Source organism: Acinetobacter sp. LCT-H3 (assembly GCF_001866125.1).
Lineage (GTDB): Bacteria > Pseudomonadota > Gammaproteobacteria > Pseudomonadales > Moraxellaceae > Acinetobacter > Acinetobacter schindleri.
This window is the reverse complement of record NZ_MODX01000002.1, coordinates 39375-52224: the sequence shown is the minus strand read 5'-3', so window position 1 is coordinate 52224 and position 12850 is coordinate 39375. Positions and strand designations below refer to the sequence as shown.

Here is a 12850-nt window from a genome sequence, read left to right as displayed (position 1 = left end):
CTGATCTTAACGGTTTAATTCTGAAATGAACATCTAGCGAACCTTCGAAGATTTTTTGATTAAGGAAGTTTTTGTAAAAATTGCAAGATTGGCTCAATGACCAAACTGGTATCGAACAGGATAGCATCGTGCGCAGCTGAAATTTTTACCAAGTTCAGATGATCTACATTGAAATGTGCAATATTTTGTATAACTTTGTAGGGAACTAACATATCGTTCTCAGAATTTATAAATAGCATCTTGCCAGGATAGCTTTTTAAGATATCTACCAAATTTAATTGTTCTAAAAGATAGAGATGAGTCTGCTGATAGGATAAATCAATATTTACCAATTGCTCTTGTAAATGTTTTGCCCGTTCTCGTGGTGCTACTGAACCCAAAGTGACCAGTGCACAGAAGCGTTTTAGAGCCTGTTGAGGTTGTAACATCACCACATGTTTAAATTGTTCATACTGCACTTTGGGCATAGCATGAGGCCAGTTTTCTTGTGCCACAAAGCAAGGGTTTGACATACAGGCAATGGCAGGCTTGGCGACTTGTATCTGCTGATAGATTGCATGAGCCAATAACAAGGCGAGTTGTCCACCAAGTGACCAGCCAATCAGTACATCTTTATCAGCTGCAGCCTGTACCTTTTCTGCCAGTACTGCTGCATTATTCGGGTCAAATATATCCCAGACTTCGATCTGATGCTGTGGTGTTAACTGCTGTTGTAGCTGCTGTACAAATTCGTTCAATACCTGAGTCCCCAGTCCCCAGCCGCTGATGAGCAGAATTTTCATCAATCCTGTTCCCTATTTTTGTCATCTATTCAATAAAAAAGGGACCCATCTCTTTCGAAATGATCCCTGATATACAGCTGCAAAATTTAAGCAGGCTGCATGGCATCCATAGCAAGCTCGCGGCCAGTTTTCTTCGGTGCTTCCGCTTTTAGCCCCAGTTTGGCAAACAGGGCTTTGTCCTTGCCTTCACCACTATTCGGTGCAGTCAGTAATTTATCACCTGAGAACAGTGAGTTAGCACCTGCCATGAATGCCAGGGCCTGATCAGAATCAGATAGAGATTCACGGCCTGCCGACAGACGGATATAGCTTTTTGGCATGATGATACGTGCTACGGCAATCGTCCGGATCCAGTCAATCACATCCAGTTTTTCTACATCGGCGAGCGGTGTTCCTTCGATTGGCACCAGCATATTAATTGGTACCGATTCCGGATGAATTGGCATCGTCGCCAGTTCAAATAATAATCCCACACGGTCCTGTTTACCTTCACCTAACCCGACAATCCCGCCACTACATACATTAATTCCAGCTGAACGGACATGGTCTAAAGTATTTAAGCGATCGTCAAAAGTTCGGGTGCTAATGACATTCGCGTAATATTCACGCGAAGTGTCGAGGTTATGATTGTAATAATCCAGTCCAGCATCTTTTAAACGTTCTGCCTGAGAGGCATTCAACATACCTAAGGTCATGCAGGTTTCCATACCCAGCTTTTTTACTTCCTGGATCAATTCCAGCACATAAGGCATATCGCGCTCATGCGGATTCCGCCATGCTGCGCCCATACAGAAACGGGTCGATCCTGATTCTTTCGCCTGCTTTGCTTCAGCAATGGCTTTTTGTACCTCTACTCTTTTTTCAATTTCCAGATCTGTATCGTAATGGGCAGACTGGGAACAGTATTTACAGTCTTCCGGACAACGACCGGTTTTAATAGAGAGTAAGGTGCTGACCTGTACGGTATTGGCATCAAAATGCTCACGATGAATTTGCTGTGCCTGAAATAGCAGATCCATCAGTGGTTGATCATAAAGTGCCTGAATCTCGTCACGCGTCCAGTCATTGCGAATCATAGTCTCAACATCAATGTTAAAAAGGAATGCAGAAATAATACGCGGTTTTTTAAAAAATGGTTTAGCCTTTTCTATCAAAATTTGAAGGAATGACGCTAATTTATAAGCTGAGCTTTTCAATCAATTACAATTTTATGCTGCAAGATTTTATGATTTAAGCTGCTTTAATCCTTATTATTTATATATAAAACTTATAAATAAAATTCTCAATTTCTGTCTTGATAAAGATTAATAATGAGTTTGTAACTTACTCACTACCAAGCTCCTAAAAGCCAGTAAAACCAAGCTCATAGTAGAAAATTTAGAGTCCTTGGCTCTAAAAATCCAAAGGCTTTTTTATAAAAGTATTGTTTAACTCAAGCTGACAATTCATTAAAGTTTAAATCTGAGTCGGTACAAATAAAAAGCGCGAGATTTTTAAAATTTAGCTCAATCTATGTCTATTCATAAAGTGACTCGCTTCATCGGAAACATCAGATATACAAGCTGTATCAGTCCACATGACTTAACCACGAATCGCTGCCTGAATTATTGCTACATCAATTTTCTTCATTTTAAGCATGGCATCAAATGCCCTTTTTGCTACTGCAGGATCTGAACTGTAAGATGCTTCAAGTAAAGCCATGGGGATAATCTGCCAGGAAACTCCCCATTTATCCTTACACCAGCCGCATTCACTTTCTTGCCCACTATTGTTCACAATCGCATTCCAGTATCGGTCCGTTTCTTCCTGATCTTGTGTGGCCACTTGAAAGGAAAAAGCTTCATTATGCTTAAATTCTGGCCCACCATTTAAACCAATACATGGAATACCCAATACCGTAAAATTGACTGTAATGACATCTCCCTTTTTTCCTGACGGATAATCTCCAGGGGCAAGGACTATTGCTCCTACTGAGGAATCTGGGAAGGTTTCTGCATAAAACCGTGCAGCCTCTTCAGCATCGTGATCGTACCAAAGGCAGATGGTATTTTTTGCAATATTCATGATCTCACCTCTGCGTAGATAAGAGATAACGCATTTGTGCATTCTATATTCGACCTAAGCTGGCAAAAGGCCAGTTTCTTTGTTGTGTTTTTATTCTTCGAATTGTAATAGCAGGTACTTCTTGATCTGCTGCAGATTTTATAAAGTGCTTTGCAGCTGTTCCAAGCCACTAAAATGTTTATAAAGTTGTCGATGTCCAAGTCGACCATATGCCTTGCTTTTTCATTTGCGCTGATTACAGACCGCTACTTTGAAAATACCTTAATCGGTCGGAAACCCCATTTCTATGACAATGCGGTGACCGGGGTAATTGGTGTTTTTCTACTGTATAAAGGCTGCCTATATCTATCGTGAAAGTATGAAACTGGAAAAACTGATAGATTAAATTCTTTCCAAACAGTAAGACCCTTAACCATTTAAAGGTTTTTTCTCTCTTTGTGGAAAATCAATTTAAAACCAAGTTCTGCATATTTCAATTTTTCAGGTTTTTCCTAAAAACCTGAGCTCAGCAAGCCTTGCAAAATAGCTCGTTTAAGACGACTTAGCCTTACAAAAAGCTACATTTACTGTGCATTAATTTCCTGGAATTATCCAAAAAATATTTTTATGAATAACATTAATTTATGTTATAAATTACCCCATTATTTTACTTTATTATTTATTACGTAATTAAATTACGTATTGAATAATATCTTATATCCAGTATGATGAGGTAAATTCCTTCTTTTTCTTGTATGCATCAGGAAGCGATGCAGTTCAGTAAGTAAAAGAAGTCAGGCAAACGGATTTGTCTACTCAATATAAAATGGCAGTGATACATCCGTGAGTCCTGAACAAGACAGTAAAAGATGAGCAATAGGATTGCTTTTAAATAATGAGGATGTTGTATGAATGAATTAGCCAATCCATTAGAACTGTGCGGATTCGAATTTATTGAATTTGTCTCTGAAGATGGCCAGCTGGATCCTGTTTTTCAAACCATCGGATTCACCAAAGTGGCGAAGCATAAATCGAAAAATGTTTACTTATGGCGCCAAGGCAATATTAATATCATTCTGAATTATCAGCCTGAATCATATGCAGCATATTTTTATAAAGAGCATGGCCCTTCTGCCTGTGCAATGGGATTCCGTACCAAAAATGCTGCGAAAGCCTTTCAAAAAGCAATTGAAATAGGTGCGGAGCCAATTTACAACAAAATCGGCCCAATGGAGCTGAACATTCCGGCGATTAAAGGCATTGGCGGTTCTCCAATCTTCCTGGTGGATTGTGACATTTACCAGAATGATTTTATTTTCTTTGATAACGTTCCATCCCGTCCACTGGGTACAGGTTTAAATGAAATCGATCATTTAACCCATAATGTGTATAAAGGCCGTATGCAGTACTGGTCAGATTTCTATGAAAAGATTTTCAATTTTCAGGAAATCCGCTATTTCGATATTAAAGGTGAATACACTGGCCTGACTTCTAAAGCCCTGACAGCGCCCGACGGTAAGATCCGTATTCCACTGAATGAAGATTCAGACAAAGGTAATGGTCAGATTGCTGAATTCTTAAATGAATTTAATGGTGAAGGCATTCAGCATATTGCCTTTATTTGTGATGATCTTCTGGAAACCTGGGACAAGCTTAAAGCCTTAGGTACCAAGTTTATGACACCGCCGCCAAGCACCTATTATGAAATGCTGGATGAGCGCTTGCCAAATCATGGTGAACCGGCAGATGAACTGCAAAAACGCGGCATCCTGCTAGATGGCAATACCAAAGACGGTAATAAACGCCTGCTGTTACAGATTTTCTCTGAAAATATGATTGGTCCGGTGTTCTTTGAGTTTATCCAGCGCAAAGATGACAATGGCTTCGGTGAAGGGAACTTTAAGGCCTTATTTGAATCCATTGAACGTGATCAGATCAAACGTGGCGTTCTGGACATCTCGAAAGCCTGATCTCTGTTTAAAATATACCGATGCCTATAGTGTCATATGCATCGGTATTACTGCCTCTGCTTCAACATATACGCTTATATAAAACTTAAGATTCTGCACCGATGACGGTATAAAAATAATAAAGCCCATCATCACTGTTCAGTACTTAATCTCACATGGATGATGAATAAAAATGCAGCATATTGAACAAGGAAACCTGAAAAAGGGTTTAAGTAACCGGCATATTCAACTTATTGCACTGGGTGGTTCCATTGGTACCGGCCTGTTTCTCGGCATCTCACAAACCATCAAGCTGGCCGGGCCTTCCGTTATTCTGGGTTATGCCATTGCAGGCTTGATTGCTTTTCTAATGATGCGCCAGTTGGGTGAAATGATTGTACATGAACCTGTCAGCGGTTCTTTTAGCCATTTCGCTTATAAATACTGGGGCAAGTTTGCCGGATTTATGTCTGGCTGGAATTATTGGGTACTGAATATTCTGGTGTGTATGGCCGAATTAAGTGCCGTCGGTCTTTATATCCATTACTGGTGGCCAGAAATTCCGACCTGGGTCTCTGCCCTCGGCTTCTTCATTTTCATCAATATCATTAATTTGCTTCACGTGAAATTATTCGGTGAAATGGAGTTCTGGCTGGCGATCATTAAAGTTGGTGCAATTATTGCCATGATTGCGTTCGGCAGTTACCTGCTTGCCAGTGGTAGCGGCCATAGCCAGTCCAGTCTGGAAAATTTATGGCAACTCGGCGGCTTCTTCCCGAATGGAATCATGGGCCTGATTATGGCGATGGCCATGATCATGTTTGCTTTTGGCGGCATTGAACTGGTCGGCATTGCAGCAGCAGAAACTGATAATCCGAAAAAGACTTTGCCTAAAGCAGTCAATCAAATTGTCTACCGTGTCCTGTTATTTTATATCCTGAGTCTGGTAGTGATTTTATCACTTTACCCTTGGAACATGATGGCGCAAGGCGGCAGTCCTTTCGTGCTGATTTTTGATTCTCTCGGCAGTCAGACAGTTGCCGGAGTTTTGAATTTCGTGGTGTTAACCGCGGCGGTTTCGGTATATAACAGTACTAATTACTGTACCAGCCGTATGCTGTTAGGTTTAGCCCAGCAAGGTAATGCGCCGAAGTTCTTAAGCAAGATTAATCAGCGTGGCATCCCTGTGAATGCGGTGATGGTTTCAGCGTTTTTCACCTTGATGTGCGTTTTATTAAATTATCTGGTGCCGGAAAAAGCCTTTAGCATGTTGATGATGCTGGTGGTTGCTGCCATCGTGATTAACTGGCTTGTTATTTCCTATACTCATTTGAAATTCAAGACCTCCATGAATCGTACGCAGACTAGAACCAATTTTCCAAGTGTGGCTTATCCATTCACCAACTATTTATGTATCGCATTTATGGGCGGTATTCTGCTGATTATGAGCAGCACCCCGGACATGCGCGTTGCTGTCATCATGATTCCGGTCTGGATTGGTATTCTCTCGGTTGCCTACTTCTTTAAGCGCAAACAGGAATCTCAGACTGCAATGTTAGACAACAGCAAAATTAGCTCTTTACCAGAAGCGTAATCGCTTATTGATTAGATTAGGATAGATTCATGTTTCAACATATTGATACTTATGCCGGCGATCCGATTCTCTCTTTAATGGAAGAATTCAACAAAGATCAGCGTAATAACAAAGTTAACTTAAGCATCGGCCTGTATTACAACGAAGATAATATCGTGCCGCAGCTAGACTCAGTGCAAAAAGCCTATACTTACCTGACCCCTGACTATAATAAAGTTCGTGTTTACTTGCCGATGGATGGTCTGAACAGCTTTAACCAGGCTGCACAGGAATTAATTTTTGGAACTTCCAGCCCTGCCCGCGAGCAAGGCCGTGTAGTCACGATTCAGACCTTGGGCGGCTCAGGTGCGCTAAAAGTCGGCGCTGACTTTTTGAAAAAATATTTTCCAGAATCTGAAATCTGGGTGAGCCAGCCGACTTGGGAAAACCATATTGCCATCTTTAATGGCGCTGGTATTCAGACCCATTTCTATCCTTATTATGACGCAGAGACCAACGCCGTTAATGTCCCGGCGATGCTGGATTGCTTAAAACAGCTGCCCGCTCAAAGTATTGTGTTATTACATCCATGTTGTCATAACCCGACCGGGGCCGACTTACAGCCGCATGAGTGGGATCAAGTCATTGAAGTTTTAAAAGCCCAATCTTTAATTCCTTTCCTGGATATGGCGTATCAAGGTTTTGGTCAAGGGTTGGAACAGGATGCTTATGCCATCCGTGCACTCGATCAGGCCGGTATGAATTTTATCGTCAGCCATTCATTTTCCAAAATCTTCTCTTTATACGGAGAACGTATTGGTAGCTTAAGTTTCGTCTGTGATGATTCCACCAGTGCGCAAAATGTTTTAGGGCAGTTAAAAGCTACAGTTCGCCGGATTTATTCAAGTCCAGCGGCCAATGGCGCTCTATTGGTCAGTCAGGTGTTAAATGATCCTGAACTGTTTAAGCAATGGCAAACTGAAGTTGAAGAAATGCGCCAGCGTATTTCACGCATGCGTGGCTTACTCAAAGCAAAATTATCCGAGGCGCTACCGGAGCTGGATTTTACTTACCTGACCCAGCAGCAAGGCATGTTTAGTTATACCGGCCTCACTGCTGATCAGGTGGATCTGTTAAAACAGCATCACGGGATTTATCTGGTTCGTAGTGGCCGGATGTGTACGGCGGGCCTGAACCTAAGCAATATTGATTATGTTGCCGAGTCGATGGCAGCTGTGATTAAAATGCAAAGTGAAGCTGAACCGTTGATTGCTTAGAAATAATTAAGTTGTTAGAAGCCTTCTAATTCTAATATTGGAAGGCTTTTTTATGGATCTTGCTTTATTCTTTTTTTAAATTAAAAGCGAGTGATCATCTTGGTTTTGTGTTGCAAAAATAAAATCATTTTTAATCCTATTTAGCGATCAAAATCTTGATAAAAAAAGATCCAGTACCTCAATCAGGTCTGGATCTATGAAATGATTATAAGTGATATGCAATCAGTGAAAGTGTTAGACAGCGACCTCTGGATTAAACAAGGCATCAATCTGTTGCTGAATCCCGAGCAGATAATCAATAGCCTGTTGCATCTGGTCTGCTGGCAACTGGTCTTCGGTGCCAATACAGGTAATAACATGATCAAGCTGTCGACTGAAGTTATATACTGGAATCGCCACCGCATGGATGCCTGCCATCATATCGCCGGTTACTGAAGCATAGCCCTGCTGTAGAATTTTCTCTTTAAGTTGCAAGAATTCTTCCCAGTTCGCAGGATATTGACCTGCTTTAGCACTACTTGCCCACTCTTTTTCCAGCAAAGGCTTGATGATGTGTTCTGGCTGAAGGCAGGCATGTAAACGGCCAGTTGCTGACTTTAGCAAAGGCATACGCGAGCCGACCCGGGTAATAATATTAAATACATGATTGGATTCAAGCGACTGAACCACGACAGCACCATCAGCAAACCATTTACTGACATGAATACTGCAATTTAAATGCTGCTGAATCTGCGCAATATATTTTTGGGTTAATACCAGCATATCGGTACGTTTTAAGGCATTGACGCCAAATGCGTGAGCACGCTCACCCAGGCCATAACGCCCGTCACTGAGCTGCTGGGCATAACCTTTACGTATCAGACTCACCACATAACGATGCACTTTTGCAGGATGCATGGACAGGACTTCTGACAGCTCTTTTAACATCATTGGTGCATTATGTTCAGTCAATGCATCGAGCACAGTTAATCCTACTTCTAGAGACTGCACCCCTCCCTGTAATTTTTCTTCCTCAACGTTCATCGTTTCATCCTGCATATACGCATTAATTTTCATGGTTCTATCAAGCCATTGTACTACTGAAATCAGAAATCTTGCTCAGCCAAATCTGATTCCAGATTCAGATCATAGCGGCATTTTAACAAATTTACATTATTCATAATCAAATTATTTATTGCGTAATTTAAAAATATAAGTATGATTCTGTATAGCACTTAAATTTTCCACGGAAAGGATCCATATTTATGACGACGCGTTTAAAGTCATTTGTCGACATCGCTCCTGATTCAGATTTCCCTTTAGAAAACCTGCCTTATGGTATTTTCAGTGATAAGCAGAATGCTCAACCACGTGCCGGAGTTGCACTTGGAGAATGGGTGGTTGACCTGGCAGCATTGGAAGCAAAGGGTTATTTAAAGCTGGAACAAGGCCAGCAATTTTTTAACCAGCCGACTCTGAATGCCTTTATTGAGTCGGGTAAAGCCAACTGGTCTAAAGTACGAGCAGAGTTACAAGCATTATTGTCAGCCGATCATGCCGAATTGCGTGACAATCAGGAACTCCGTGATCAGGTTTTCTTTAAACAGTCAGATGTCAAAATGCATCTGCCGGTGTATATCCCGGGTTATACCGATTTCTATTCATCTAAAGAGCATGCCACCAATGTTGGCTGTATGTTCCGTGATCCGAAAAATGCACTGTTAGCCAACTGGTCAGAACTTCCGGTTGGTTATAACGGTCGTGCCAGCTCCGTAATTGTTAGCGGTACAGAAATCGTGCGTCCATCCGGACAGATCAAATTACCGGATTCTGAACGTCCAGTCTTTTCTGCATGCCGCAAACTCGACTTCGAACTGGAAACCGGTTTTATTATTGGCAAGCCAAATCATCTAGGTAAGCCAATTGCAATTGAAAATGCCTGGGACCATATTTTTGGTATGGTGCTATTTAATGACTGGTCGGCGCGCGATTTGCAGCAATGGGAATATGTGCCCCTAGGTCCATTCAATGCCAAAACTTTCGCTTCTTCGATCTCGCCATGGGTCGTCACTTTGGAAGCACTTGAACCGTTTAAAACCAGTTCACCAGTTCAAGATCCCAAACCTCTGACTTATCTGCGTGAAGACAACAGTAGCAATAGCTATGACATCAATCTGTCTGTCGAGATCCAGCCTGAACATTCAGATCAAGCAGATGTGATCTGTAAGACCAATTTTAAATATATGTACTGGTCAATGGCACAGCAGCTAGCTCATCACACCATAGCAGGCTGTAATGTACAGGTTGGTGATCTGATGGGTTCAGGCACGATTTCCGGCTCTACGCCAGACTCTTATGGTTCATTACTGGAAATTACCTGGAATGCCACCAAGCCACTTACCTTGTCGAATGGTGAACAGCGCACTTTCATTCAGGACGGCGACACCGTAATCATGAAAGGCCATTGTGAAAAAGATGGCCTTCGTATCGGTTTCGGTGCTGTGAGCGGCAAAATTCTGCCAGCGCTTGATTTCGGTTTTAGTGAATAAGCTGGAGTGAAATCATGATCATTAAACTATATACCTATTTTCGCAGTTCAGCCGCTTACCGGGTTCGTATTGCGCTCCACCTGAAAGGACTCGAAGCAGAACATATTCCGGTTCATCTGGTGAACAATGGTGGCGAACAGCATAGTGAAACGTTTCGTCAGGTCAATCCGAGTGAGCTGGTCCCTGCCTTAATCGAAGATGATTTCACGCTGACTCAGTCGCTCAGCATGATTGAATATCTGGAAGAAAAATTTCCAGAAACTCCCCTGTTGCCCAAGAATTTGCAACAGCGTGCGCTGATTCGGGCCTTCAGTCTGAATATTACTTGTGACATTCATCCATTAAATAACCTGCGTGTACTTCAATATCTCAGTAAAACCCTGAATGCCAGCGATGAACAGAAAACCGAATGGTACAGACACTGGGTCATTACGGGCTTAAAAGCGCTTGAAGCTCAATTAACGCATTCAAATGGCCAATTCTGTTTTGGAAATCAGCCAAGCCTTGCAGATTGCTGTCTGATTCCACAAGTGTATAACGCCAAACGTTTCAACATCGATCTTTCTGATTTTCCGAAAATTGAATCGATTTATGAACATTGCAATTCACTAGATGCATTTCAAAAAGCTGCACCTGAAGCGCAGCCTGATGCAGCATAAGAATATATAAGGATATAAGTATGACCATTCAAATTGAAAAAATCCACCATGTCGCCTACCGCTGTAAAGATGCCAAAGAAACCGTAGAGTGGTACAAAAAAAATCTGAATATGGACTTTATTCTGGCTTTTGCCGAGGATCATGTGCCATCTACCAAGGCTTTCGACCCGTATATGCATCTGTTTCTGGACGCAGGTAATGGCAATGTCCTGGCCTTCTTTGAACTGCCAACCCAACCGGAAATGGGCCGTGATGAAAATACCCCGAAATGGGTACAGCACATTGCCTTAAAAGTGAAGGATCGTCAGGCATTAGTTCAGGCCAAAGAACATTTGGAAGCCAATGGCGTAGATGTACTGGGCATTACCAATCATGGCATTTTCCATTCGATTTACTTCTTCGATCCAAATGGTCATCGTCTGGAACTGGCTTATGATGATGAAAAAGCACACCAGAAAATTGCCATGATTACCGAAGCAATGAAGTATGACATGCTGGAACAATGGAGCAAAACCAAACGCGCACCTTCACATACACACTTCTTGCATGCGGATGAATTAGACCAGAGCGCTCGCGAAGCCAAGATGGATGCTTAAATTTTTAAAGGAAGGGATTTCTGATGAATAAAGTCGTTGCGAATGCTCAGGAAGCTTTAGCGGATATCGTGGCAGATCATCAAATACTGGCGGTCGGTGGATTTGGTTTATGCGGCATTCCTGAAGCACTCATAGAAGCCTTAAAAAATACCGGTGTCACTGGCCTCACCTGTATTTCTAATAATGCAGGGGTGGATGACTTTGGTTTGGGTAAATTGCTACAGACCAAGCAGATCAAAAAGATGATTTCTTCTTACGTCGGTGAGAACAAGGAATTTGAACGCCAATATCTAAATGGTGAACTGGAAGTAGAACTGACTCCTCAAGGTACACTGGCAGAAAAACTGCGTGCGGGCGGTGCTGGAATTCCTGCTTTCTACACTCAAACAGGTGTAGGTACTTTGGTTGCCGAAGGCAAAGAAGTCCGTGAGTTTGATGGCAAAAAGTTTATTCTGGAAAAGTCATTAACCGCAGATGTGGCATTGGTTAAAGCCTATAAAGCGGATAAGGCTGGCAATTTGGTCTTTCGTAAAACCGCCCGTAATTTCAATCCTGAATGTGCTATGGCCGGAAAAATCACTGTGGCTGAAGTTGAACAGGTTGTAGAAATTGGTGAACTTGATCCGGATGATATTCATCTACCTGGAATTTATGTCAATCGAATCATCGTCAATGCTTCACCGGAAAAGCGCATTGAGCAGATGACCTTAAAGGCAGGAGCATAATCATGGCTTGGACTCGAAATGAAATGGCTCAGCGTGCGGCACAGGAACTGGAAGATGGGATCTATGTCAATCTTGGTATCGGTTTACCAACATTGGTGGCCAACCATATTCCGGACGATATCAACGTCTGGCTCCAGTCTGAAAATGGCCTGTTAGGCATTGATGAATTTCCAACTGTAGAAACCGTTGATGCAGATCTAATTAATGCAGGTAAACAGACGGTGACTGTCCGTAAAGGTGCTGCCTTCTTTTCCAGTGCGGATTCCTTTGCCATGATTCGCGGTGGACATGTCAATATTGCGATTCTGGGGGCAATGGAAGTTTCCGAAAAGGGTGATCTGGCAAACTGGATGATTCCAGGCAAGAAAGTCAAAGGTATGGGCGGTGCCATGGATCTGGTAGCCGGTGTGCAGAAAGTCGTAGTCCTAATGGAACACACGGCTAAAGATGGTACCTCGAAAATCGTTCCTCAATGTACTTTGCCGCTAACAGGTAAAGGTGTGGTCAACCGGATTATCAGTGATCTCGGTGTTATGGATATTACTTCAAGAGGAATAGTCTTAATAGAACTGGCCCAAGATGTCACGTTTGAGCAGATTAAAGCTGCGACTGGGGTGAAGATGATTACGGATGCACTTGAAGCTGCCTGATCTGTTTCTACTGAATAATCAAAGCAGAGGAAGCTGCTTTGATTATCTTCTGAAATAGTGCTTTAGCA

The 12850-nt window shown here is 42.2% G+C and carries 12 protein-coding genes and 1 pseudogene; 9 read left to right on the top strand and 4 right to left on the bottom strand.

Annotation, left to right across the window (positions count from 1 at the left end):
• Window positions 1-59 precede the first annotated feature (59 nt).
• The 3 genes from BK820_RS01730 to BK820_RS01720 form a co-directional block, all read right to left on the bottom strand.
• Window positions 60-782, bottom strand: coding sequence for an alpha/beta hydrolase family protein (locus tag BK820_RS01730; protein WP_071319917.1), 723 nt, complete (start codon window positions 780-782; stop codon window positions 60-62).
• An 86-nt stretch (window positions 783-868) separates the two neighbouring features.
• Window positions 869-1858, bottom strand: a complete 990-nt coding sequence (gene bioB / locus BK820_RS01725) for a biotin synthase BioB (RefSeq protein ID WP_008305604.1) — start codon at window positions 1856-1858, stop codon at window positions 869-871.
• Window positions 1859-2363: 505 nt separating this feature from the next.
• Complete coding sequence (locus BK820_RS01720) at window positions 2364-2846, bottom strand: VOC family protein (protein WP_071319916.1); 483 nt, start codon at window positions 2844-2846, stop codon at window positions 2364-2366.
• A gap of 228 nt (window positions 2847-3074) precedes the next feature.
• Here BK820_RS01720 and BK820_RS15630 point away from each other — a divergent pair.
• The 4 genes and pseudogenes from BK820_RS15630 to BK820_RS01705 form a co-directional block, all read left to right on the top strand.
• Window positions 3075-3231 (top strand): annotated as a pseudogene (locus BK820_RS15630) (spinster family MFS transporter); the annotation flags it as partial.
• A 502-nt stretch (window positions 3232-3733) separates the two neighbouring features.
• Entirely contained in the window at window positions 3734-4795 is a 1062-nt protein-coding gene (gene hppD, locus BK820_RS01715) for a 4-hydroxyphenylpyruvate dioxygenase (RefSeq protein ID WP_071319915.1), read from the top strand.
• A 172-nt stretch (window positions 4796-4967) separates the two neighbouring features.
• Window positions 4968-6368, top strand: a complete 1401-nt coding sequence (locus BK820_RS01710; protein WP_071319914.1) for an amino acid permease — start codon at window positions 4968-4970, stop codon at window positions 6366-6368.
• 29 nt (window positions 6369-6397) lie between these two features.
• A complete protein-coding gene (locus BK820_RS01705; RefSeq protein WP_071319913.1) occupies window positions 6398-7624 on the top strand; it encodes an amino acid aminotransferase in 1227 nt (408 codons plus the stop codon).
• Between the two features lie 234 nt (window positions 7625-7858).
• Here the strand turns inward: BK820_RS01705 and BK820_RS01700 are convergent, their stop codons facing one another.
• Window positions 7859-8680 (bottom strand): IclR family transcriptional regulator, encoded by an 822-nt coding sequence (locus BK820_RS01700; RefSeq protein WP_071319912.1) that lies wholly within the window; start codon window positions 8678-8680, stop codon window positions 7859-7861.
• Window positions 8681-8868: 188 nt separating this feature from the next.
• Between BK820_RS01700 and fahA the strand changes: the two genes are divergently transcribed.
• Genes fahA through BK820_RS01675 form a run of 5 tightly spaced genes read left to right on the top strand, consistent with a single transcriptional unit; the run spans window position 8869 to window position 12782 of the window.
• Complete coding sequence (fahA, locus tag BK820_RS01695; protein WP_071319911.1) at window positions 8869-10152, top strand: fumarylacetoacetase; 1284 nt, start codon at window positions 8869-8871, stop codon at window positions 10150-10152.
• A gap of 20 nt (window positions 10153-10172) precedes the next feature.
• Window positions 10173-10811, top strand: coding sequence for a maleylacetoacetate isomerase (maiA, locus tag BK820_RS01690; protein ID WP_071319992.1), 639 nt, complete (start codon window positions 10173-10175; stop codon window positions 10809-10811).
• 20 nt (window positions 10812-10831) lie between these two features.
• Window positions 10832-11407: a VOC family protein gene (locus BK820_RS01685; RefSeq protein ID WP_004893350.1), complete on the top strand. Its 576-nt coding sequence runs from the start codon at window positions 10832-10834 to the stop codon at window positions 11405-11407.
• A 23-nt stretch (window positions 11408-11430) separates the two neighbouring features.
• Window positions 11431-12132: a CoA transferase subunit A gene (locus BK820_RS01680; protein ID WP_071319910.1), complete on the top strand. Its 702-nt coding sequence runs from the start codon at window positions 11431-11433 to the stop codon at window positions 12130-12132.
• Between the two features lie 2 nt (window positions 12133-12134).
• Complete coding sequence (locus BK820_RS01675) at window positions 12135-12782, top strand: CoA transferase subunit B (RefSeq protein WP_071319909.1); 648 nt, start codon at window positions 12135-12137, stop codon at window positions 12780-12782.
• Window positions 12783-12850: the final 68 nt, after the last annotated feature.

Bases quoted from the DNA above. Each gene is read 5' to 3' on its own strand.
- BK820_RS01700 (WP_071319912.1), bottom strand. From the start codon at position 8,680: ATGAAAATTAATGCGTATATGCAGGATGAAACGATGAACGTTGAGGAA.
- bioB (WP_008305604.1), bottom strand. From the start codon at position 1,858: ATGATTCGCAATGACTGGACGCGTGACGAGATTCAGGCACTTTATGAT.
- BK820_RS01675 (WP_071319909.1), top strand. From the start codon at position 12,135: ATGGCTTGGACTCGAAATGAAATGGCTCAGCGTGCGGCACAGGAACTG.
- BK820_RS01685 (WP_004893350.1), top strand. From the start codon at position 10,832: ATGACCATTCAAATTGAAAAAATCCACCATGTCGCCTACCGCTGTAAA.
- fahA (WP_071319911.1), top strand. From the start codon at position 8,869: ATGACGACGCGTTTAAAGTCATTTGTCGACATCGCTCCTGATTCAGAT.
- BK820_RS01710 (WP_071319914.1), top strand. From the start codon at position 4,968: ATGCAGCATATTGAACAAGGAAACCTGAAAAAGGGTTTAAGTAACCGG.
- BK820_RS01680 (WP_071319910.1), top strand. From the start codon at position 11,431: ATGAATAAAGTCGTTGCGAATGCTCAGGAAGCTTTAGCGGATATCGTG.
- BK820_RS01730 (WP_071319917.1), bottom strand. From the start codon at position 782: ATGAAAATTCTGCTCATCAGCGGCTGGGGACTGGGGACTCAGGTATTG.
- BK820_RS01705 (WP_071319913.1), top strand. From the start codon at position 6,398: ATGTTTCAACATATTGATACTTATGCCGGCGATCCGATTCTCTCTTTA.
- BK820_RS01720 (WP_071319916.1), bottom strand. From the start codon at position 2,846: ATGAATATTGCAAAAAATACCATCTGCCTTTGGTACGATCACGATGCT.
- hppD (WP_071319915.1), top strand. From the start codon at position 3,734: ATGAATGAATTAGCCAATCCATTAGAACTGTGCGGATTCGAATTTATT.